The sequence below is a fragment of the Dactylosporangium sp. NPDC049742 genome (genome assembly GCF_040674675.1).
Taxonomy (GTDB): domain Bacteria; phylum Actinomycetota; class Actinomycetes; order Mycobacteriales; family Micromonosporaceae; genus Dactylosporangium; species Dactylosporangium maewongense.
Genome location: NZ_JBFANF010000038.1, coordinates 69,769 through 90,702 on the forward strand (window position 1 = coordinate 69,769; position 20,934 = coordinate 90,702).

At 73.1% G+C, this 20,934-nt stretch carries 16 protein-coding genes and 1 pseudogene; 13 read left to right on the forward strand and 4 right to left on the reverse strand.

Features of this window, described 5'->3' with window-relative positions; genetic code table 11:
• Window positions 1-33 precede the first annotated feature (33 nt).
• From AB0J72_RS36545 to AB0J72_RS36575, 7 genes are all read left to right on the forward strand, one after another.
• Complete coding sequence (locus tag AB0J72_RS36545; protein ID WP_363407107.1) at window positions 34-975, forward strand: TIGR04222 domain-containing membrane protein; 942 nt, start codon at window positions 34-36, stop codon at window positions 973-975.
• A complete protein-coding gene (locus AB0J72_RS36550; protein WP_363407110.1) occupies window positions 972-1,781 on the forward strand; it encodes a DUF692 domain-containing protein in 810 nt (269 codons plus the stop codon). The genes AB0J72_RS36545 and AB0J72_RS36550 overlap by 4 nt, the downstream gene beginning before the upstream one ends.
• Window positions 1,778-2,188 (forward strand): hypothetical protein, encoded by a 411-nt coding sequence (locus tag AB0J72_RS36555; RefSeq protein ID WP_363407113.1) that lies wholly within the window; start codon window positions 1,778-1,780, stop codon window positions 2,186-2,188. The genes AB0J72_RS36550 and AB0J72_RS36555 overlap by 4 nt, the downstream gene beginning before the upstream one ends.
• A gap of 128 nt (window positions 2,189-2,316) precedes the next feature.
• Complete coding sequence (locus tag AB0J72_RS36560; RefSeq protein WP_363407116.1) at window positions 2,317-4,017, forward strand: S8 family serine peptidase; 1,701 nt, start codon at window positions 2,317-2,319, stop codon at window positions 4,015-4,017.
• Window positions 4,018-4,020: 3 nt separating this feature from the next.
• Complete coding sequence (locus tag AB0J72_RS36565; protein WP_363407119.1) at window positions 4,021-4,497, forward strand: hypothetical protein; 477 nt, start codon at window positions 4,021-4,023, stop codon at window positions 4,495-4,497.
• A gap of 650 nt (window positions 4,498-5,147) precedes the next feature.
• Window positions 5,148-8,285, forward strand: a complete 3,138-nt coding sequence (locus AB0J72_RS36570; RefSeq protein WP_363407122.1) for a CHAT domain-containing protein — start codon at window positions 5,148-5,150, stop codon at window positions 8,283-8,285.
• 76 nt (window positions 8,286-8,361) lie between these two features.
• Window positions 8,362-9,138 (forward strand): caspase family protein, encoded by a 777-nt coding sequence (locus AB0J72_RS36575; RefSeq protein ID WP_363407125.1) that lies wholly within the window; start codon window positions 8,362-8,364, stop codon window positions 9,136-9,138.
• 2,173 nt (window positions 9,139-11,311) lie between these two features.
• Here AB0J72_RS36575 and AB0J72_RS36580 read toward each other — a convergent pair.
• From AB0J72_RS36580 to AB0J72_RS36590, 3 genes and pseudogenes are all read right to left on the reverse strand, one after another.
• Window positions 11,312-13,201, reverse strand: a pseudogene (locus tag AB0J72_RS36580) (ABC transporter ATP-binding protein); the annotation flags it as partial.
• 57 nt (window positions 13,202-13,258) lie between these two features.
• Entirely contained in the window at window positions 13,259-13,999 is a 741-nt protein-coding gene (locus AB0J72_RS36585; RefSeq protein WP_363407128.1) for an enoyl-CoA hydratase/isomerase family protein, read from the reverse strand.
• On the reverse strand, window positions 13,996-14,220 hold the full coding sequence (locus tag AB0J72_RS36590) for a helix-turn-helix domain-containing protein (RefSeq protein WP_033359767.1): 225 nt from the start codon (window positions 14,218-14,220) through the stop codon (window positions 13,996-13,998). The genes AB0J72_RS36585 and AB0J72_RS36590 overlap by 4 nt, the downstream gene beginning before the upstream one ends.
• Before the next feature lie 141 nt (window positions 14,221-14,361).
• On the opposite strand from AB0J72_RS36590, the gene AB0J72_RS36595 reads away from it, so the two are divergent.
• Window positions 14,362-15,684 (forward strand): hypothetical protein, encoded by a 1,323-nt coding sequence (locus AB0J72_RS36595; RefSeq protein ID WP_363407204.1) that lies wholly within the window; start codon window positions 14,362-14,364, stop codon window positions 15,682-15,684.
• A gap of 4 nt (window positions 15,685-15,688) precedes the next feature.
• On the opposite strand, the gene AB0J72_RS36600 is transcribed toward AB0J72_RS36595, so the two are convergent.
• The gene (locus tag AB0J72_RS36600; RefSeq protein WP_363407131.1) at window positions 15,689-17,287 is read right to left on the reverse strand and encodes an ABC-F family ATP-binding cassette domain-containing protein; all 1,599 of its coding nucleotides are present in this window, start codon (window positions 17,285-17,287) and stop codon (window positions 15,689-15,691) included.
• A 202-nt stretch (window positions 17,288-17,489) separates the two neighbouring features.
• On the opposite strand from AB0J72_RS36600, the gene AB0J72_RS36605 reads away from it, so the two are divergent.
• The 5 genes from AB0J72_RS36605 to AB0J72_RS36625 all read left to right on the forward strand — a co-directional run bounded on the left by AB0J72_RS36605 (window position 17,490) and on the right by AB0J72_RS36625 (window position 20,923).
• A complete protein-coding gene (locus AB0J72_RS36605; protein WP_363407134.1) occupies window positions 17,490-18,440 on the forward strand; it encodes a neutral zinc metallopeptidase in 951 nt (316 codons plus the stop codon).
• Window positions 18,437-19,096 (forward strand): DNA alkylation repair protein, encoded by a 660-nt coding sequence (locus AB0J72_RS36610; RefSeq protein WP_363407137.1) that lies wholly within the window; start codon window positions 18,437-18,439, stop codon window positions 19,094-19,096. Before AB0J72_RS36605 ends, AB0J72_RS36610 begins: the two co-directional genes overlap by 4 nt.
• A 142-nt stretch (window positions 19,097-19,238) precedes the next feature.
• A complete protein-coding gene (locus tag AB0J72_RS36615; RefSeq protein ID WP_360566221.1) occupies window positions 19,239-19,838 on the forward strand; it encodes a LysE family transporter in 600 nt (199 codons plus the stop codon).
• A gap of 30 nt (window positions 19,839-19,868) precedes the next feature.
• Entirely contained in the window at window positions 19,869-20,366 is a 498-nt protein-coding gene (locus tag AB0J72_RS36620; RefSeq protein WP_363407140.1) for a sigma-70 family RNA polymerase sigma factor, read from the forward strand.
• Entirely contained in the window at window positions 20,363-20,923 is a 561-nt protein-coding gene (locus AB0J72_RS36625; RefSeq protein WP_363407143.1) for a permease-like cell division protein FtsX, read from the forward strand. The genes AB0J72_RS36620 and AB0J72_RS36625 overlap by 4 nt, the downstream gene beginning before the upstream one ends.
• Window positions 20,924-20,934 lie beyond the last annotated feature (11 nt).

Here is a 20,934-nt window from a genome sequence, read left to right on the forward strand (position 1 = left end):
GCGCTACTCGACGTCCGCACCCACACTGACCCCATGAGGACATCGATCGTCGCTGGCCCGGGTGACACCTGGGGCATCGCGGGCCCGGACTTCCTGTGGCTGTACGCCGGGCTCGCCGCACTCGCGATCATCACCGCGTTCATCTGGCGCCGCGCCGCCATGCGCGGTCCTTCGCTGCGCCGCGCCCGGGACCTGACCCCGACCCAGGCCGCGCTCCTCAACGGCGACCGGAAGCTGGCCGTCTACAGCTCCCTCGCCGCCCTGCGCGCCGCCGGCGCCATCGACACCAGCACCCGGGGCACCCTCCGGAAGACCGGCCCGCTGCCGGCCGGCGCCGGCGAGCTCGACCAGGCCGTGCACGAGACCGCGCGCCGTGGCCTCGCCGCCCGCAACGTGCAGACCGACTCCGGCGTCGTCGCCGTGCTCAAGCGCACCGAGGAGCAGCTGACCCTGGCCGGGTGGCTGCTCGACCCCGACCGCCGCCGCAACGTGCGGCGGGCGTGGCTGATCGTCCTCGCCGTCGTCGCGCTCGGCGTCGCCCGGATCGGCGCCGGCATCTTCAACGACCGCCCCATCGGCTTCCTGGTGATGCTGGTGTTCCCGGTCTTCGTCATCGCGCTGCTCTTCCGGGCCGTCCCCCGGGTCACCAGCAACGGCCGGGCGCTGCTGACCCGGATGCGGATGCGGGCCCAGCACCTGTCGCCGCGCCAGTCGCCGTCGTGGTCGACCTACGGCCCGGAGGCCGCGGCGCTCAGCATCGGGCTCTTCGGCGCCGGCGCGTTCTTCCTCGCCGACCCCGCGTTCGCCGAGTCCGCCGAGCTGCAGCGGCACGTCGCCGCCAGCGGTGGCGGCGGCTCCTTCGACAGTGGCTGGAGCGGCAGCTCCGACTCCGGCTCGTCCAGCTCCTGCGGCGGGTCGAGCTCGAGCTGCGGCGGCGGGTCGAGCTGCGGTGGCGGCGGAGGGTGCGGGGGATGACCACGGTCGGCATCGGCTGGCGGCCCGAGATCGCCGGTTACGTCGCCGGCCTCCCGGGGCTGCGGTTCACGGAGGTCGTCGCGGAGTCCGTACACCTGACGCACCCGCCGGCGATGCTCATGGACCTGGTCGACCGGGGCGTGCGGGTCGTGCCGCACGGGGTGAGGCTGTCGCTCGGCGGCGCCGAACCCGTCGACGACACCCGCGCGGCGCACCTGGCGCGCTGCGCCGAGCTGCTGCGGTCGCCGCTGGTCAGCGAGCACATCGCGTTCGTGCGGGCCGGCGGCGTCGAGGCGGGGCACCTGCTGCCGGTGCCCCGCACCCGGGAGGCGGTCGACGCGGTCGTCGCCAACGTCCGGCGCACCCAGGCGGCGCTCGGCGGCGTCACCCTCGCCCTGGAGCCGATCGCCGCGCTGTTCGACTGGCCCGACCCGGAGCTGACCGAGGCGCAGTTCCTCACCGAGATCCTCGACCGGACCGGCTGCGCGCTCCTGCTCGACGTCGCCAACGTCCACGCCAACGCCCGCAACCGCGGCACTGCCGGTGACCCGCTCGACGGGCTGCCGCTGGAGCGGATCGCGTACGTGCACGTCGCCGGCGGGGCCGAGCACGACGGCTTCTACCACGACACCCACACCGACCCGACCCCGCCGGAGGTCCTCGACCTGGTCAAGGAGCTGTGCGCGCGGACCAGCCCGCCGGCGCTGATGCTCGAACGCGACGGCCACTACCCGCCCGCCGCCGAGCTGACCCGCGAGCTCGACGCCCTCTGCGCCGCCGCCGGCCTCCCCCGGATCACGGCATGACCCTGGCCGACCGGCAGCGGGCCCTCGTCGACGCGCTCGTCGCCGGCGGTGCCGTCCCCCCTGGTTTCGATGCGGCAGGTGTACAGGCAGCGGCCGTCGCCCTCCGCAGGAAACGCGCCGGCGAGGTGGCCCGCACGTGGCCATTCCTGGCCGCGTCGTACGGCGACCGCTGGCATCGCACGTTCGCCGACTGGGCGTCCGGGCGCCCGCCGCAGGGTTCGCTGCGCGACGGCTGGGACTTCGCCCGCTCCGCCGACCCCGCCACGCTGACGCCGCTCGCCCGGGAGGAGCTCGCCGGGCGCGAGGCCGCGTTCCGCTACGACGGCGCCACCGCCCCGGTCCCCCGCGGGCGGCTCGCCGCCCGGCTGCGGCGGCTGCTGCCACGGCACGGATCCCGGACCACGTGACCGGGCGCGCTCCGAAATTCTTGTATCAGGTGCCAGGCGTGCGCCCTCTAGTCAGGTGAGACGGCGCTGACATCGGGTTCGCGGCGCCCTGCGGGACGGAGAGCCACATGCAGTTACGCTGCCGGCGGATGACGGGGGACGCCCTGGCCGACCTCGGTGACGACAACGGCGCGCCACCGTCGACGCCCTGGCTGCCGTCGGCCGCCGTCCTGCGCCGCCACGGCGCCCGCGTGCTGGAGCCCGGCGACGGCGGGTCCGCGCCGACGGTGTACCGGGCGGGCGTCCTGCTGTCGACCGCGCCGGCGAGCGAGCCGCCGGACACCCTCGAGCGCTGCAACCAGACCCTCGCCGGGTCCGGCATGCGCCTCGCCGAGAGCCACGCCGTGCCCGCCGGGCGCGGTGCCGCGGCGCACGGCCCCGACGGGCCCGCCCGGGAGCGGGCCGTGCGGCGGCGCGTGCGGGCCGTCCAGCTCGTCGCGGCGCACGGCGCCGACCCCGAGTCCGTCGACGCGTGGGCGGCGCTGAAGGCGCTGCGCGCCAGCGGCCACGGGGCGCACCTGTCGCTCGACCACCTGCTCTTCGGCGCCTCCATCGGCGGGGTGCCGATGACCGAGGGCTCCCCCATGACGGAAGGCTCTCCGATGACGGAGGGTTCGCCCATGACGGAAGGCTCTCCGATGACGGAGGGTTCGCCGATGACCGAAGGCTCCCCCATGACGGAGGGGTCCCCGATGACGGAGGGCAGCGCCTGGCGGTTCGCCGGCGGCGCCGGCCGCCGGCCGGTCGACCTCGTCCTCCCGCCGCCGCGCCGGCGCACCGTCGCGGAGCTCGGCGACCGGCGGCCCGTCGTCGCGATCCTCGACACCGGCATCTCCCCGCACGAGTGGCTCGACGTCCCCACCCCCGCCGGCTCGGCGCTGCCCGCGGACGGGTTCACCACCGTCGACACCGAGCTGCAGGCCATGATCCTCGCCGCGCAGGACCAGCTCATCGCCGCCGGTCACTCCCTGCAACGCCTCCGCGACGCCTGGGAGCGGCAGATCAGCACCGGCTCCGTCGCCGGCGAGCTCGGCAGCCACACGGGGCACGGCACGTTCATCGGCGGGCTGGTCCGGCAGGTCGCCCCCGACGCCACGGTCCTGCAGATCCGGGTCATGCACAGCGACGGCGTCGTCTACGAGAGCGACCTGCTCATCGCCCTCGACCGCCTCGCCGACGAGGTCGAAGCGGCCCAGGCGGGCACCGGTGGGCGGATGGTCGACGTCGTCTGCCTGTCGCTGGGGTACTACCTCGAGAGCGCGGCCGACGGTTCGTACACCATCCGCCTCCAGGAACACATCGACCGCCTGCTCGCGGCCGGGGTGGTCGTGGTCGCCGCCGCCGGGAACCACGCCACGTCCCGCGAGTTCTACCCCGCGGCCCTCGCGTGCGACGGGGAGCTGCCGGTGATGAGCGTCGGCGCCTTCCAGCCCAACGACGCCAAGGCCATGTTCAGCAACGACGGCCCCTGGGTCCGGTACTGGGCGCCCGGGTCGGCGCTGATCAGCACGTTCCCGAAGGTCCAGGGCAGCCGGGGCGCCGCCTTCACCACCCCCGCGGGCAACGCCGGGGGCCGGCCCACCCGCCGCGAGACCCTCGACGACGACGACTACACGCGCGGCTTCGCCTCGTGGAGCGGCAGCTCGTTCGCCGCGGGTCTCGGCGCCGCCGAGGTCGCCGCGCTCCTGCTGGAGAACGCCGCCGCCGACCCGCAGCTGCGCCTCGACCAGCTGGACGCGAAGTCCACCACGCAACGGGCGCTGCGAGCCCTCGACGGGTTCCCGGGGTAGACCATGGCCGACTTCCCGCACTCCCCGGGCGCGACCGACGACGCGCTGCTCGCCGACCTGCGCCGCATCGCCGGCCTGGTCGACCCCGTCCCCGCCGACCTGCTCTTCTCCCTCAGCGTCACCGGCCTCGACATCGAGGTCTGCCGCCTCGTCCCGGCGCTGGACGGCGCGATGGCCGGGGTCCGCGGCGACGAGGAGACCACCCGCGCCACGTTCGAGTCGGCGAGCCTCACCATCATGGTCGAATGGACCGCCGGCGTCGCCGGCACCGTTCGCCTCGACGGCTGGCTCGCCCCACCCTCCCCCTGCCGCATCGAGCTGCGCACGGTCGACGGCCCGCAGACCATGGACACCGACGAGGGCGGCCGCTTCGCCGCCCAGCGGGTCACCCGCGGCGAGGTCCAGATCCGCGTCCACCCGACGAACGACCAAGAAGCCGATGGCGCCCGGACGGTGGTGACGCCATCGTTCGTGGTGTAGCCGCAACTCCACCGCCCCCGACCGACCCGCGTGCGTCCACCTCCACGCGGGCCACACCCATGCCCATCCGCACCACCCTGCCCGCTGCCGGCAGCCCGACGCGCACCGCGCGCGCCACCACCGCACCCTCCGCCCGCAGTTCGGCAGACACCGCGCGAGCCGCCACCGCCACGCCATCCCCCGCCGACAGACCGGCGGGCGCCGCACGACCCACCACCGCCGCACGTCCCCCCGCCGAAAGTCCGGTGAGGGCCGCACGAACCACCACCGCAGCACCGGACACCACGCAACCCGCCACCGGCAGCCGGGCGGGCGCCGCGCGACCCAAAACCGCCGCACGGACCACCACACGTCCCCCCGCCGGCAGTCCGGTGAAGGCCGCACGATCCATCACCGCACCCACCGCACCTTCCCCCGCGGACAGTCCGGCGGGCGCCACGCGAGCCGCCACCACCGCGCCCGCCGCCGGCAGTTCGGCGGGTGCCACGCGGCCCAACACCACCGTCCCTTCCCCCGCGGACAGTCCGGCGGCGGTTGCGGGGGCCGGCACCGTCGCGGGAGCTGGGCCGTCCGTGGCTGCCGGTTCATCGGGCGGCGCTGCACCGGGCGCCAGTGCGGGGGCGGGTGTGACGGCGCCGGTGGGGCGGGCGATGGCGGACGGTGGGGCGGACGCGGGCGAGCGGCGGGAGGTCGCTCGGGTGGTGCGGCTGCACCGGTCGGCGGTGCGGGCCGGGGCGGCCGGGAAGCCTGCGGCGGCGGCGAAGCGGGCGACCGAGGCGCTGCGGCTGCTGGGGTGGCCGGCGGAGCCGTCCAGGCCGGCGCTGGCGGCGCGGCTGCTGCTGACGCTCGCGCACGCGGAGGCCGAACAGGGGCGCACCGAGCTCGGGCTGGAGCTGCTCGACCGGGCCGAGACGCTCGCCGACCTGGCCGACGTCGGCACCGTGCTGCAGCAGCGGGGGCTGCTCCTGCTGCGCGTCGGGGAGATCGACGCGGCGTTGAAGCTGCTGGACGCGGCCGTGCCGGTGCTGCAGGAGCACGGGGAGCCGGCGGTCCTCGCGCGGACGCTGCTCAACCGGGGCGTCGTGCACCTCACCGCGGGGCGGGTCCGGCTGGCCCGGGCCGACCTGCGCCTGTGCCGCGAGCTCGCCGGTGCGCACGGGCTCGACCTGCTCGCGGCGAAGGTCGAGCACAACCTCGGCTACTGCGCGCTCGCGGGCGGGGACGTGCCCGTGGCGTTGCAGGCGTTCGACACGGCGGCGGACTCGCTGCGGCGGCTGCGGGCGGACGGGTTCCTCGCCATCTCGATGCTCGACCGGGCGCGGGCCCTGCTCGGCGCGGGCCTCGACACCGCCGCCGCGGAGGAGCTCGACCGGTCGATCGAACTGCTCAAACGCCACCGCCTCAGCCAGGACCTCGGCGAGGCCGAGCTCGCCCGCGCCCAGGCCGCCCTCGGCAGCGGCGACCTGGCCGCCGCGGCCCTGTGGAGCGCCCGGGCCCGCGCCCGTTTCACCCGCCGCCGCAACCGCGCCTGGGCCGCCCTCGCCGCGTCGCTCCAGGTCCGCGTCGACCTCGCCAGCGCCGCCCACACCCAGGCCGCCGCCGTCCCGCCACCACCGGCCACCGCCCCTGTCCAGGCGCCACCGGCCACTGCCCCTGTTCAGGCGCCACCGGCCACTGCCCCTGTTCAGGCACCACCCGCCACTGCCCCTGTTCAGGCACCACCGGCCACCGCCCCCGTCCAGGCCGCCGGACTCGTCCAGCCACGACCTGCCGCCGCCCGCAACCAGACGCCAACGGCCTTCGGTCCCGTCCAGCCACCACCGGCCACCGGTCCCGCCAGGCCGCAGCTTGCCCCTGGCGAACCCGCGCCCGCCACCAGCCCGGACCAGCCAGCGACCACCGGTCCCACCCCGGCGCTGTTCGCCCCTGGCAAACCCTCGCCCGCCGCCAACCCGGAACAGCTGCCGGCCACCCGTCCCGCCAGGACGCAGCCTGGCCCCGGCGAACCCGTGGCCGCCCGCAACCCGGATCAGCCACCGGCCACCGGGCCCACCCGGGCGTCGGTGGCAGCGGCTGCTTTCGTCCAGCCCGCCACGATCAGCAGCGACGTCCAGCCGGAAAGCAACGGCAGTCGTGTCGGGGTGGTTTCAGGGGTACATCAGCCGAAAAACCCAAATCGTCGGAAGTTGCTGGCCGTGGCCAGGCGGGCGACACGGCTGGCGGCGACGCTGCGGGGACTCGGGCTGCGGCACGACGCCGGCAGTGCGGAGCTGCTGGCGCTGCGTGCCAGGGTGGCGGCCGGTGACACCCCGCCGGCGGAGCAGCGGGCCCCGGCGCGCCGGTCCCTCGCGGCCGACGTGCCGCTCGACGTGCGGCTGCTGCACCGGCTCACCCGGGCCGAGCTGCACCGCGCCGACGGGCGGCCGCGGGCGGCGCTCGACGAGCTGCGCAAGGGGCTCGTGACGCTGCAGGAGCACCGGCGCCGGTTCGGCAGCCTCGAGTTGCAGAGCAGCGTCGCCGCGCTGGGGGCGGACCTCGGCGCGTACGGGCTGGACATCTCCTGGTCGCTCGGCCCCCCGAGCCTCGTCTTCAACTGGTCGGAGCGGTCCCGCGCCCAGTCGTTCCGCATCCGGTCCGTCCTGCCGCCGCAGGACCCGCAGATCGCGGAGGCCCTCGCGGAGCTGCGGCAGCTGCGCCGGGCCGTGCGCCTCGGCGAGCTCGAAGGCCGGCCCGAGCCGCTGCTGCGCGCCCGCTGCGCCGACCTCGAGCAGAGCATCCGCCGGCACGGCTGGTGGGCCGGCGACACCGAGGAGAGCCACGGCGCCGCCACCCACACCGAGGTGACCGCCGAGCTCGCCCGCGCCGGCCGCTGCATGGTCAGCTACCTCGTCCGCCGCGACCGCCTGCACGCGCTCGTCCTCGCCGGCGGGGCGATCACGTCGGTGGAGCTCGGCCCGTACGCTCCCGTGGCCGAGTCCGTCCGCCGCCTCCTCAGCGACCTCGACACCGCGGCCGACCGGCGCCTCCCGGCGAAGCTCGCCGCGGTGGTGCGGGCCAGCGCAGACCGGCAGGCCGCCACCCTCGATCAGGCGTTGATCACTCCTGTACTGGCGGCGCTCGGCCCCCACGACGTGGTGGTCGTGCCGACCCGGCAGCTTGCGGTGCTGCCCTGGGGGCTCCTGCCCAGCCTGCGGGGGCGGCCCGTGGCGGTGGCGCCGTCCGCGTCGGTGTGGCTCGCCGCGCGTACCGCCGCCAACGCCGTCACAACAGGAGCGCCGCTGCTCGTCGCGGGCCCCGACCTCGTCCACGCCGACGCCGAGATCGACGCGATCGCGCGACTGTACCCGCGGGGCCGGGTCCTGCGGGGCGCCACCGCGACCGCGACCAGCGTCCTGGCCGGCATGGACGCCGCGCCCGTCGTGCACGTCGCCGCGCACGGCCACCACGACACGCAGAACGTGCTCTTCTCCCGCCTTGAGCTCGGTGACGGGCCGCTGCTGGCGTACGAGCTGCAGCGCCTCGGCACCGCCCCCGGCCAGGTCGTCCTCTCCGCCTGCGACGTCGGCCGCGCGGTCGTGCGGGCCGGCGACGAGCTGGTCGGCTTCACCGCCGCCCTCCTGCACGCCGGCACCGCCAACGTCGTCGCCAGCGTCGCGCGCATCCCCGACGAGCTGGGCCCCGCCGTCATGGACCACTACCACCGCGCCGTCGCGCTCGGCGTGTCACCGGCCCGCGCCCTGGCCGACCTGCCGGAGGCGACGCCGTTCGTCTGCTTCGGCGCGGGCTGACGGAGTTCGTGCAACCTCGGTGACGCGCTGTGGCGCCTTCACTGCAGAAGGTTCCACTGGTTTACGGGGGTACACCATGAAACTCGCGCTCTGCGTCGGCATCAACGACTACCCGGGCGTCTCCAACGACCTCTACGGCTGCCGCAACGACGCCGCCGACTGGACGGCGGCGCTGACCGCGCGCGGCTTCGACGTCCGCACCCTGCTCGACAGCGCCGCCTCGGGCCTCGCCATCCGCACCGGCATCGCCGACCTGCTCTCCCGCACCTCCGACGGCGACGCGGTCGTCATCACGTACTCCGGCCACGGCACCTGGGTCCCCGACCTCGACGGCGACGAACCCGACCAGCGCGACGAGGCGATCTGCCCGCACGACGTCGCCGCCAACGGCCCACTGCTCGACGACGAACTCTCCACGCTGTTCGCCACCGCCGCCCCCGGCGTCCGCGTCGTGCTGATCTCCGACTCCTGCCACTCGGGCACGCTCACACGACTCAGCCGCCCACTCGGCGACGGCCGCTGCCCGACCCGCTTCCTGGCCCCGTCGACGTTCCTGCCCCTCGGCACCCCTACCCACGCGGCTGCCGCTCCGCGTGCCACCCGTCCCCGCTCGGCCGCCCTGCTGCTGTCGGCGTGCCGCGACACCGAGTACTCGTACGACGCCACGTTCTCGGGCCGCCCGAACGGCGCGTTCACGTACGTGGCCCTGACCACCCTCACCGCCCTGCCACCGGACGCGACGTACCGCGACTGGCTCAGGGCAATCAGAGCCCAGCTACCGAGCCAGAACTACCCGCAGACCCCCGCCCTGCAGGCCACCCCCACCCAACACACCTGGCCCGTCCTCGCCTGACCCCCTCCCACCCCACCCGGCCGTGACCTACACCACATTCCTCGCCATTCCCTCCCACCATTTCCACCCCCTCTCGCATTGACGACCATCAACCACCCACCACCCGGCAGCGCGCTTTGCCGGACAACACGCGAATCGCCCGGACACGCCGCAACACTCCCCCCACCCACTCACATGATCCACTGAGGTCGATGACCCCCAGCCCCCTCTTCTCCACCGCCGCTACTTTCCCAGCAGCAACAATGCACCCCGCACCAGGACACCACCCCCCATCCCCCAGCGACGGCGGCGAAACAGAACACCTCAAGCCCGCCGCCGGGACGAGCCCTCACCATCGACCCACACCGCAGCCCCGGACCACGCCCCTCCGGCAACCGAAGTCCTGCGGACCCCGTGGAAGCACCTGACCTCACCACCGACGCGGCGCACCCGTTCGGCAGTCACCGACGCGCACGCTCGAGCCGCCACACCGATCAACTGGCAGCCCCCGAACACCCCGAAACACCACGACATGACGAACCAGCCCCGGCCGCCCCGGACGGTGCCCAGCCCCCAAGCCGGACACGCCCGCGCGAACATGACCGGGACATGCGGTCGAACAATCCCAGGTGGACGCAGAGCCAGACACACAGGTCGGGTTCGTGCCGGGCTCACGCGCCCACGCCGCCGAGAGTGACGACGGCACTGTCGGGGCCAGCCACTCACGCGGCAGGCAGCTCGACGGACACGGCCCGACAGACGCAGCTCCCACGAAGGCCAGGCGCCAGGAGAGCGTCGAACTCACGCGCCGACGTCGAAGGTGGCGGCGGCGAAGGCCAGCTTCACGCAACCGGCAGACACCCGGACGAACACGGCCGCGCGGACCCGCCCAGACATGCGGGTCGAGCAGTCACAGCCGGACACGGAGCCAGACACACGGCTCAACGTCACGCGCCGGATCTGCTCGGCCGGGAGACGAAGGCGAGGCAGACCGTCGGACGGACACCTGGTCGGCACGAGCACGCAGACGCGGGCCAGGTGCGTACGCCTGGCAGACGCAGCCGGACGGATCCGACTGCGCTGATACAGCCAGATTGACGCAGCTCGCCAGACAAAGCCAGACATGCGGCCCAGCTCACGCAGCCCACGGCTACCGGCACCAGGCGGGAGCCAGACCCTCAATGTGTCGGCTCACGCAGCAACGCAGACCCCGCCAGGTACGGCACCCTGCAGTCCGGCGCACTTAAGGGCGCGGTCAAGGACGTCCCGCGCCGCAGGGCTGAGGCAGGCACAGCCAGGCAGGCAAGGCACAACCAGACGTGCAGCCGGACCGCCGTGCCGGACCCACGCGGCCGGACCCACGCGGCCGCCCCATGCGCCCCGGCACACGCGGTCGTGCAGATTACGCCGGACACGCAGTTGTGGCGCACGCTGCCGGACAGGGACTCAGGCACTGGCCTGTCGCACAGCGGGCGGTTACGGCGGGCCCTGGGCGTTGTTGGCGGTGGGTGCGGCGAGTGCGGAGCGCCCGGGTTGGGTTCGGCTACGGAGTTGGGGTGGGGACGGGGCTGGAAGGGGCGGTTTGGTGGGGAGGGTCGGGTTCATCTGAGGAGTGGCTGCGTTCGGAGTGGGCGCCTGAGGAGTGGACGCCTGCATGGGGACCGTCCGCGGAAGCAATGCCCCCGGAAACAGCACCCCCGGAAACAGCACCCCCGGAAACAGCACCTGCGGAAGCAGCGTCCGCAGAGGCAGCGCCCCCGGGAACACCGCCCGCGGAAGCAACGCCCGGAAGAGCAACGCCTGCGGAAGCAGCGCCCGCAGGAGCAATGCTTCCGGAAGCAGGGGCCGCAGAAGAAGCGCTCGCAGGAGCAACGCCTGCGGAAGCAGTGCCCGCAGAGGCAGCGACCTCGGGAACAGCACCCCCGGAAGCAGCGCCCGCGGAAGCAGCGCCCGCAGGAGCAACGCCCTCGGAAGTCGAGGCCGCAGGGGCAACGCTCGCGGGGGCAACGGCCACAGAGGTAGTGCTTGCGGGAGCAGGGTCTGCGGAGGCAGCGCCAGCTAACGCGGCGGCTGCGGGAGCAAGGTCTGAAGAGAGAGCGCCAGCTAACGCGGCGGCTGCGGGCACCGAGTCTGAAGAGGGAGTGGCTGGCGAGGGGGTGCCGACAGGGGGGTCGGAAGGCGGCACGAGCAGCGGTGGGGGTGGGGAGTCGACCAGGGCGAACTGGGTCTTGTAAAGCTCCGCATACAGTCCGCCCGCTGTGACGAGGGTGTCGTGGGTGCCGTGTTCGACGATGCGGCCGTTGTCGACGACGAGGATCTGGTCGGCGGCGCGGATGGTGGAGAGGCGGTGGGCGATGACGAGGGCGGTGCGGCCGGTGAGGGCCTCGGCGAGGGCGCGCTGGACGGCGGCCTCGGACTCGGAGTCGAGGTGGGCGGTGGCTTCGTCGAGGATGACGATGGAGGGGGCGCGGAGCAGGAGGCGGGCGATGGCGATGCGTTGCTTCTCGCCGCCGGAGAAGCGGTAGCCGCGCTCGCCGACGACGGTGGCGAGGCCGTCGGGGAGGGACTCGACGAGGTCGCCGACCTGGGCGCGGCGCAGGGCGGTCCAGAGTTCGTCGTCGGTGGCGCCGGGCTTCGCGTAGCGCAGGTTCTCCGCGATGGTCTCGTGGAAGAGGTGCGAGTCCTGGGTGACGACGCCGATGGTGTCGCGCAGCGACTGCAGGGTGGCGTCGCGGACGTCGACGTCGCCGACCAGGACGGCGCCGGCGGTGACGTCGTAGACGCGCGGGACGAGCATGGCGGTGGTGGACTTGCCGGCGCCCGAGGGGCCGACGAGCGCGACCATCTGGCCCGGCTCGACGGTGAAGGACACGCCCTTGAGCACCTCGTCGGTGACGGTGCGGTCCAGCGACGCGACGTCCTCCAGCGAGGCGAGGGAGACCTCGGCGGCGCTCGGGTAGCGGAAGCGGACGTCGCGGAGCTCGACCTTCGCCGCGCCGGGCGGCAGCGGGCGGGCGTCGGGGCGCTCGGCGATGCCGGGGGCGAGGTCGAGGACCTCGAAGACCCGCTCGAACGACACGAGCGCGCTCATCACGTCGACCCGGACGTTGGACAGCGCGGTCAGCGGACCGTAGAGCCGGGTGAGCAGCAGCGCCAGGGTGACGACGGTGCCGGCGGTGATCTGGCCGCGCACGGCGAACCAGCCGCCGAGACCGTAGGTGAGCGCCTGGGCGAGGGAGGCGACGAGCAGCATGCTGACGAAGAACACGCGGCTGTACATCGCGGTCTGGATGCCGATGTCGCGGACCCGGCCGGCCCGGTCGGCGAAGCGGGCCGCCTCGGTCTCCGGCCGGCCGAAGAGCTTGACCAGCAGGGCGCCGGCGACGCCGAAGCGCTCGGTCATCGTCGCATTCATGGTGGCGTCGAGCTGGTAGGCCTCGCGGGTGATCGCGGCGAGCCGCTTGCCGACCCGGCGGGCCGGGAGGATGAAGACCGGCAGCATGACCAGCGACAGCAGCGTCACCTGCCACGACAGGGTGACCATGACCGCGGCGGTGAGGACGAGCTGGATGACGTTGCTGACGACGCCGGACAGGGTCGAGGTGAACGCCCGCTGCGCGCCCTGCACGTCGTTGTTGAGCCGGCTGACCAGCGCGCCGGTCTGCGTGCGGGTGAAGAACTGCAGCGGCATGAGCTGCACGTGCCCATAGACCTGGGTGCGCAGCGACAGGATGATGCCTTCGCCGATGCGGGCGGAATACCACCGCTGGACGAGGGAGAGCAGGGCGTCGGCGACGGCGAGCGCGCCGATGAGCAGCGCGACCCGCACGACCGCGGTGCCGGCGTGGGGGCCACCGGCATTGATCTTGTTGATGACGTCGCCGGCGAGGTAGGGCGTGGCGACGCCGATGCCCGCGCCGAGCACGACGGTGACGAGGAAGACGCTGATGTCGCCGCGATAGGGCCGGGCGAAGGCGAGGATGCGCTTCGCCGTGCCGCGGGCCAGGCGCTTGCCGGCCAGCTCGTCGGCCTTGCGCAGGGAGCGCAGGGTCTCCCACCCGGCCATGCTGCTCGGCGACGTCATTCGAAACCCCCCGGTCGGAGAACTTGAAGCCCAAGCATGCCCGGGGGGTACGACAAATTATTCGCCGAGGCCCGCCAGATCCTGGATCCGGCGCACCTGCGCGGCCCGCTCGACGGCCTCCTGCTGGGCGAACGTGTGCCCGCCCGCGGCCGCGATCAGCGCCTTGATCTCCACGACCGCGTCGCGGGAGCCCGCCAGGACGGCCGCGGTGAGATCACCGATGGCATCCCCCAGATCGGCCGGGGGAACCACCGCGTTGGCCAGGCCGATCTGCGCCGCCTCGCCGGCGTGCACGCGCCGGCCGGTGACGCACAGCTCCAGAGCCCGCGCATAACCGACCAGCTCGACGAGCCGCTTGGTGCCACCGAGGTCCGGGACGAGCCCGAGGGAGATCTCGGCCATGCAGAACTTCACGTCCTCGGCCACGACCCGGAAGTCGCAGGCGAGGGCGAGCTGGAATCCGGCGCCGATGGCGTGGCCGTGGACCGCCGCGATCGAGATCAGCGACGGCTGCCGGAGCCAGGCGAACGCCTCCTGGTACTGCGCGATCTGCGCGTCGGAGACGCCGCCGAGGATGGATGCGGCGACCGAGGTGTCGAGCCCGGCCGAGAAGGCCCGACCGGAGCCGCGGACGACGACCACCCGAACGTCGCCCGGCAGTGACCGGCCGAACGTCCGGAGGTCGGCCCACAACGCGGGGGTCTGCGCGTTGAGAACCTCGGGCCGGTCCAACGTCACCGTTGCGACCGGCCCTTCGACGTCGAAACGCGCCTCTCCCGACGTGGGAGCGGCGTTCACGCCTTCTTGCGGCGCCGGGCACCGCCACGCTGACGAAGCTGAACGCCAGATTCGGTCAGCACCCGGTGCACGAATCCATAGGATCGACCGGTGGAAGCGGCGAGCGCGCGGATACTCTCACCGTTGGTGTACCGCTTCACGAGGTCCTTCGCCAGCGTCTGCCTTTCGGCGCCGACGATCCGGCGACCCTTCTCGGTGCTGGTGGTGGCGGTGGCTGCCATGCTGATCCCTCACGTCCCAGACAGAGCGGTTGGTGCGGTCCCACCTATTAGACCGCCTCGAACGATCATGCGCTAGATATCGACGGCACGCCAACCGACACGCACAGCATTGTCGCCTACCCGATACCGTGATGCGCCGTGATGAGCGAACCCTCCACCGACCAACCATGGACAGCGCATCGTGAGCGTCGCGATGCGCTCCGTTGGGTTGCCTTCGGCCTGCTCGGGCTCGCTGTCGCCGCGCTCGCGGTGCAGCTCGACGCCCGTCTGGGCACCGCAAGTGCGCCCTTCCTCGGCAGGTACAAGATCAGGGTCGGGCCGGGCAGCGTACTGGCGCCGCTGGTGGCCGCGGCGGTACTGTGGTCTGCATCACAGGGCGCCCTGGAGCGACGATCCTGGCGAAAAATTCAGCTTTTCGGGTACTTCGCCGGCCTGACGTGGGCAATCGCTTTGGCGCTTGTCGATGGCTGGTCGGGCCTTACGAAAGCCCTCGGTTCGCCGGAGGAATATCTGGGTGACGTTAGGCGGGTCGGCGACGATCCGCTCGCATACCTCAGACATTTCACCGCCGACGCGCCGGCCCACTCGGTCGCCTCCCGGGGCCATCCGCCGGGTCCCGTTCTGTTTTTGTGGCTGGCCGACCGAATCGGCGTCGACAACCACGTCGTCCTCGGATTCCTGATCACCGCATTGTCGGCGCTGACGATTCCGCTGGTGTTGTCGGCGGTACGCGACTCGGTCGGCGAGGCGGCCGCGCGGCGGTACCTGCCGGTGCTCGTCCTCGCCCCGTACGCCATCTGGGTCGCCGTCAGCCTCGACGGCCTGGTCGCGACCCTGGGCGCGGCCGCGATCGTGTGCGGCCTCCGGGCAAGTCGCACGAAAGTACGAAAAAAGGCGGTCTGGGCCCTCGCGGCGGGGCTGCTCGTGGGCGTCGCCGCGCTGTTCTCGTACTCGGCCCCCTGGCTCGGCCTGTCGATCGTCTGCGTCTACTTCGCCCGGCGGCGGGCGTTCCTCAACATCGTGACGGGCATCGGCGCCCTCGTGCCGGTCCTGGGGGCGCAGCTGCTCGGCTTCGGCTGGGCGGACGGCCTGGTGGCCGCGGAGACCGACTACGCCAGCCGGGTCGCGCCGTACCGGTCGGTGCTGTGGTGGAGCGCGATCAGCGTCGTCGTCCTGCTGCTCGCCACCGGCCCGGCGATCGTCGCCAGCGCGCGGAAGCTGCGCAACACGGCCGCCTGGCCGTTCCTGGTGGGCGCGGGGGCGGCCGTGGTGTTCTCGATCGCGGCGGGCCTCGCCAGGGGCGGCGTGGAGCACGCCTGGCTGCCGTTCTTCCCGTGGCTCACGGTCGCCGCGGTGGCGCCGGAGAAGCCGGCCGGCGAGCTGTCCCCGACCCCGCTGCTGCTCACAGCGGTCGGGGCAGCCCTCGCGGTCGTCATCGAAGCCGCGCTGATCACGCCCTGGTGAAACCTCAGGCGAGCTCCACGAGCTCCAGCAGGTCGTCGCTCCACGCGTCCTCCACGCCGTCGGGCAGGAGGATCGCGCGGTCCGGCTTCAGGGCCGTGACCGCGCCGGGGTCGTGCGTGACGAGCACGATCGCCCCCGGGTAGCGGGCGATCGCGTCGAGGACCTGTTCCCGGCTGATCGGGTCGAGGTTGTTGGTCGGCTCGTCGAGCAGCAGCACGTTGGCGCCGGAGCAGACCAGCGTGGCGAGCGCGAGCCGGGTCTTCTCACCGCCGGACAGGACCCCGGCGGGCTTGTCGACGTCGTCGCCGGTGAACAGGAACGCGCCGAGGATCTTGCGCAGCTCGGTGTCGTTCTGGTCCGGGGCGGCGGAGCGCATCAGCTCCAGGATCGTGCGGTCGACGTCGAGCTGCTCGTGCTCCTGGGCGTAGTACCCGCGCTGCAGGCCGTGCCCGGCGTGGACCTCGCCGGTGTCGGGCTCCAGCTCGCCGGCGAGCATCCGCAGCAGGGTGGTCTTGCCGGCGCCGTTGAGGCCGAGGATCGCGACCCGGGAGCCGCGGTCGACGGCGACGTCGACGTCCACGAAGATCTCCAGGGACCCGTACGTCTTCGACAGCCCGGACGCCGTCAGCGGGGTCTTGCCGCACGGCTTCGGGTTGGGGAAGCGGACCTTCGCGACCTTGTCGGAGACCCGGACCTCTTCCAGGTCGCCCAGCATCCGCTCGGCGCGGCGGGCCATGTTCTGCGCGGCGACGGTCTTGGTGGCCTTGGCCCGCATCTTGTCGGCCTGCGCCATGAGGGCGCCGGCCTTCTTCTCGGCGTTGGCCCGCTCGCGCTTGCGGCGCTTCTCGTCGGTCTCGCGCTGCTGCTGGTACAGCTTCCAGTTGAGGTTGTAGAAGTCGATCGTCGCGCGGTTGGCGTCGAGGTACCACACCTTGTTGACGATCGCGTCGAGCATCTCCACGTCGTGGGAGATCACCACGAGGCCACCCTTGTGGCTGGACAGGAAGTTGCGCAGCCAGGCGATCGAGTCGGAGTCGAGGTGGTTGGTCGGCTCGTCGAGCAGCAGGATGCCGCCGCCGGTCGCCGCCGCGTCGCGGAACAGGATGCGGGCCAGCTCGATCCGGCGGCGCTGACCGCCGGAGAGCGTGCCGATGGTCTGGGCGAGCACCCGGTCGGGCAGGCCGAGGTTGGCGCAGATGCGGGCGGCCTCGGCCTCGGCCGCGTAGCCGCCGAGCCCGGCGAACTGGTCCTCCAGCTGCCCATACCGCCGGATGAGCCGCTCGTCGTCGCCGAGCGTGGCCTCCAGGGCCTTCATCTCGGCGTAGATGGTGTCCAGGCCGCGGGCGGACAGCACCCGGTCGCGGGCGGTCACGTCGAGGTCGCCGGTGCGGGGGTCCTGCGGCAGGTAGCCGACGGGGCCGCGGCGATCGACGGAGCCGGCGTGCGGGGTGCCCTCACCGGCGAGGACCTTGAGGGTGGTGGTCTTGCCGGCACCGTTGCGGCCGACGAGACCGATGCGGTCGCCGGGCTGGATGCGCAGGTTGATGTCGCTGAGAAGGATGCGCGCGCCCGCGCGCAGCTCAAGACCCGTGGTCGTGATCACAGGAAGGACTCGCTCTCGCAATGTTCAAGGGGAAAGTGGACAGACTCCTGGTGTGGAACCGGGGGTCACTCCCTCTGGGTGCGAGTCACGGGGCATATCGTACCGTGCGCACCACCCCGAGCCGCCACACGATTACGTCACAAGATCATCGGGTACCGACGCAGCAGACGCCGATCGATCCCCCCGTCTGAAGAGGTGTGCCATGGAGTTCAACGACGATGCCGATCTCGACAGCAGCCAGGTCAACGACCTGCGCGGGTCGACCAGTGGCGGCGGCGGTGGCGGTGGCGGCCTCGGTGGCATCCCGATCCCCATCCCGGGTGGCGGCGGCGGGAAGATGGGCCTCATCATCACCCTGGTCGTCCTGGCGCTGGTGATCTGCGGCGGCGGTGGCCTCTTCGGCAGCGGCATGCTCGGCGGCGGGGGCGGCGGCAACCAGCAGGCCGACAACTCCGACATCGAGAAGCGCTGCGACAAGTCCAACAAGGACCGGTTCAACGACGCCGACTGCCGCAACCTGCTGTACGTCAACTCCGTCCAGGCGTACTGGAAGGCCGAGATGCCGCAGGCGTTCGGCAAGCAGTACCAGCAGGCGAAGACGAACTACTTCAACGGCGCGGTGAACACCGGCTGCGGCCAGGCCGACTCCGGCGTCGGGCCCTTCTACTGCCCGGCCGACAGCCAGGTCTACATCGACCTGACCTTCTACAAGGAGCTGTCGAGCCGCTTCGGCGCCAAGGGCGAGTTCGCCGCCCCGTACGTCATCGCCCACGAGTACGGCCACCACATCCAGAACCTGCTCGGCACCAACGCCAAGGTCCAGCAGGGCGACACCGGCCCCACCTCGGGCTCGGTGCGCCTGGAGCTGCAGGCCGACTGCTACGCCGGCACCTGGGCCTTCCACGCCACGGAGACCAAGGACAAGGAGGGTGACGCCGTGCTGTTCACCTCCATCACGCAGGCCGACATCAACGAGGCGATCGAGGCGGCCGAGGCGATCGGCGACGACACGATCCAGAAGAAGTCCGGCGGCGGCGTCAACCCGGACGGCTTCACCCACGGCACGTCCGCGCAGCGCAAGAAGTGGTTCACGCAGGGCTTCAACACCGGCGACCCGCGCCAGTGCGACACCTTCTCCACCAGCAACCTGTGACCCTGGCCGAGCTGCGGCAGGTGTACCGGGGGCACGCCGCCCCCGGCACCGCCGCTGGGATGCGCGCCTACATGCGCGACCAGTTCGACTTCCTCGGCATCCCGTCGCCGGTACGGCGGAAGCTGGACAAGCCGTTCCTGAAGACGGACGAGCCCCTGCGGCTGGCGCAGGAGTGTTGGGCGCAGCCGGAGCGGGAGTTCCAGTACTTCGCCTGCGACCTGCTGACCAGGCACGCGAAGCACCTCACCGCGGCGGACCTGCCCGCCCTGCGCGCCCTCATCACGACCAAGCCGTGGTGGGACACGGTCGACCTGCTCGCCGCCAACGTCGTCGGGCCGGTCGTCCGCCACGACCAGACCCCGATGGACGCCTGGATCGAGGACGACGACCTGTGGGTGGCGCGGACCGCGATCCTGCACCAGTTGAAGTACCGCGAGGCGACCGACCCGCGACGGCTCTTCTCGTACAGCGGCCGATGGAAACACGAGCAGGACTTCTTCATCCGCAAGGCCATCGGCTGGGCACTGCGCGAGTATGCGAAGACCGACCCGGACGCGGTGCGCGCCTTCGTCGCGGCGAACCCGGACCTGTCCGGCCTGTCCAAGCGGGAAGCGCTGAAGAATATCGGTGGCGGCACCCCGGTGCCGGCGCCATGATGCACGCCATGAGCCGACGCCTCCTGATCGCAGCCCCCGCCACCTCCGGCGAACGGGCGAAGCGACAGGCCGGCGCCCTGACGGAGGCGAGCCGCAAGCAGCGATCGTGACCGCCGGCCTCGGCGAGGTCGTCCTCTCCGGGATGCTCGCCGGCTACGGGGTCGCGGTGCCGGTCGGCGCGATCGGCGCCCTGATCGCCGGGCTCGCCGCCCGCACCGGCTGGCGGACCGGCGCCGGCGCCGCGATGGGGGTGGCCACCGCCGACGGGATCTACGCGGTGATCGCCGTCCTCGGCGGCGCGGCCCTCGCGGGGCTCATCGCGCCGATCTCCGCCCCCCTGCGCTGGGTCGCCGCCGTGGTACTGGTGGCGCTCGCCGTCAAGACCGCCGCCGACGCGCTGCGGCACCGCCACGAGGCCGCGCGCCCCAGGGACACGGACGGCAGGATGACCCGACCGGCCGGCGCGTACTTCGCGCTGCTCGGCCTGACCATGCTCAACCCGGCGACGATCGTCTACTTCGGCGCGCTCGTCCTCGGCCGCCGCGCCGACGACGGCCTGTCCGCGGCCGGCGAGACCGTCTGGGTCCTGTCGGCGTTCGTGGCGTCGGCGAGCTGGCAGCTGCTCATCGCCGGCGGCGGCACCCTGCTCGGCAAGGTCCTCACCGGCCCGCGCGGCAGGCTGTGGACCGCGCTGACGTCCAGCGCCGTGATCGCCGTCCTCGCCGTCATCCTGGTCGTGTGACCTTTCGCCGCGCTCGCGCGTGATGTCGGCATGAGGGATGCCGAAGGGTTCGCCGAGTGCTACGCGCTGCAGTTCCGGCAGATCGCCGCCCAGCTGAGCGTGTACCTCGGCGACCTCGACGAGGCGCGGGACCTGACCCAGGAGGCGTTCGTGCGCGCCTGGCAGCGCTGGGACCGCATCAGCCGCTACGAGGAGCCCGCGACGTGGATCCGCCGCGTCGCGTGGAACCTCGCCACGTCGCGCCTGCGCCGCCTGCGGGTCGCGCTGCGACATCAACGCGGCGCCAGGCTCGAGCTGGTGCCCGGCCCGGACGAGCACGGCGGGCACGGCGTGGCGATCCGCGACGCGCTCGCCGGGCTGCCCGACGGCCAGCGCCGCGCCGTGGTCCTGCACTACCTGGTGGGGCTGCCGGTGGCGGAGATCGCCGAGCTGTGCCGGGTCCGTGAGGGCACGGTGCGCACCTGGCTGTACCGGGCCCGGCAGTCCCTCGCGGCCACGTTGGACGACTTCCGAGAGGCACGCCGATGAACCAGCAGCTGCACGACGCGCTCCACACCGAGTACGAGCTCGCCCACGACACGATCCGCCCCGACGGCGTCGCCGCCGTGCACGCGGGCGCCGCCCGCAGGAGGCGCCGGCACATGGCCACCGGTGCCGCGGTCCTGGCCCTGGCCGTCGCCGGAGCCGGGGCGGTCACGTGGCGCCTGCTGCCCGGCGACGGACCGGCGCAGATGGCCGCCGGGCCGGGCTGCGACCGGCCCGGCCACAACGTGGCGGTCTTCCTCAAGAGCGACGTCACCGAGGAGCAGACGCAGCAGCTGGACCTGGCGCTGCGCAGCTCCCCCGAGGTCTACTGCCTGGCCTATGAGACCAAGGAGGAGGCCTGGGAGCGGTTCAAGGTCGAGTTCAGCGACGCGCCGGACCTCGTCGCGGCGACCCGGGTCGATCAGCTCCCCCCGGCGTTCCGCTTCCGGGTCGCCAAGGTGCGCGAGGCCGACGTGGTGGAGCAGCGGATCCACGGCCTGCACGGCTACTTCGACTACATCTGCTCCTGCAAGACCGCCACGCCGACCAAGCCCCGCTGAACGCTCCGCTC

Excerpts from the sequence above, each read along its gene's own strand:
- AB0J72_RS36560 (WP_363407116.1), top strand. The coding sequence starts at position 2,317 with ATGACGGGGGACGCCCTGGCCGACCTCGGTGACGACAACGGCGCGCCA.
- AB0J72_RS36605 (WP_363407134.1), top strand. The coding sequence starts at position 17,490 with ATGGAGTTCAACGACGATGCCGATCTCGACAGCAGCCAGGTCAACGAC.
- AB0J72_RS36625 (WP_363407143.1), top strand. The coding sequence starts at position 20,363 with ATGAACCAGCAGCTGCACGACGCGCTCCACACCGAGTACGAGCTCGCC.
- AB0J72_RS36595 (WP_363407204.1), top strand. The coding sequence starts at position 14,362 with ATGAGCGAACCCTCCACCGACCAACCATGGACAGCGCATCGTGAGCGT.
- AB0J72_RS36565 (WP_363407119.1), top strand. The coding sequence starts at position 4,021 with ATGGCCGACTTCCCGCACTCCCCGGGCGCGACCGACGACGCGCTGCTC.
- AB0J72_RS36555 (WP_363407113.1), top strand. The coding sequence starts at position 1,778 with ATGACCCTGGCCGACCGGCAGCGGGCCCTCGTCGACGCGCTCGTCGCC.
- AB0J72_RS36570 (WP_363407122.1), top strand. The coding sequence starts at position 5,148 with ATGGCGGACGGTGGGGCGGACGCGGGCGAGCGGCGGGAGGTCGCTCGG.
- AB0J72_RS36615 (WP_360566221.1), top strand. The coding sequence starts at position 19,239 with ATGCTCGCCGGCTACGGGGTCGCGGTGCCGGTCGGCGCGATCGGCGCC.
- AB0J72_RS36545 (WP_363407107.1), top strand. The coding sequence starts at position 34 with ATGAGGACATCGATCGTCGCTGGCCCGGGTGACACCTGGGGCATCGCG.
- AB0J72_RS36575 (WP_363407125.1), top strand. The coding sequence starts at position 8,362 with ATGAAACTCGCGCTCTGCGTCGGCATCAACGACTACCCGGGCGTCTCC.
- AB0J72_RS36550 (WP_363407110.1), top strand. The coding sequence starts at position 972 with ATGACCACGGTCGGCATCGGCTGGCGGCCCGAGATCGCCGGTTACGTC.
- AB0J72_RS36620 (WP_363407140.1), top strand. The coding sequence starts at position 19,869 with ATGAGGGATGCCGAAGGGTTCGCCGAGTGCTACGCGCTGCAGTTCCGG.
- AB0J72_RS36590 (WP_033359767.1), bottom strand. The coding sequence starts at position 14,220 with ATGGCAGCCACCGCCACCACCAGCACCGAGAAGGGTCGCCGGATCGTC.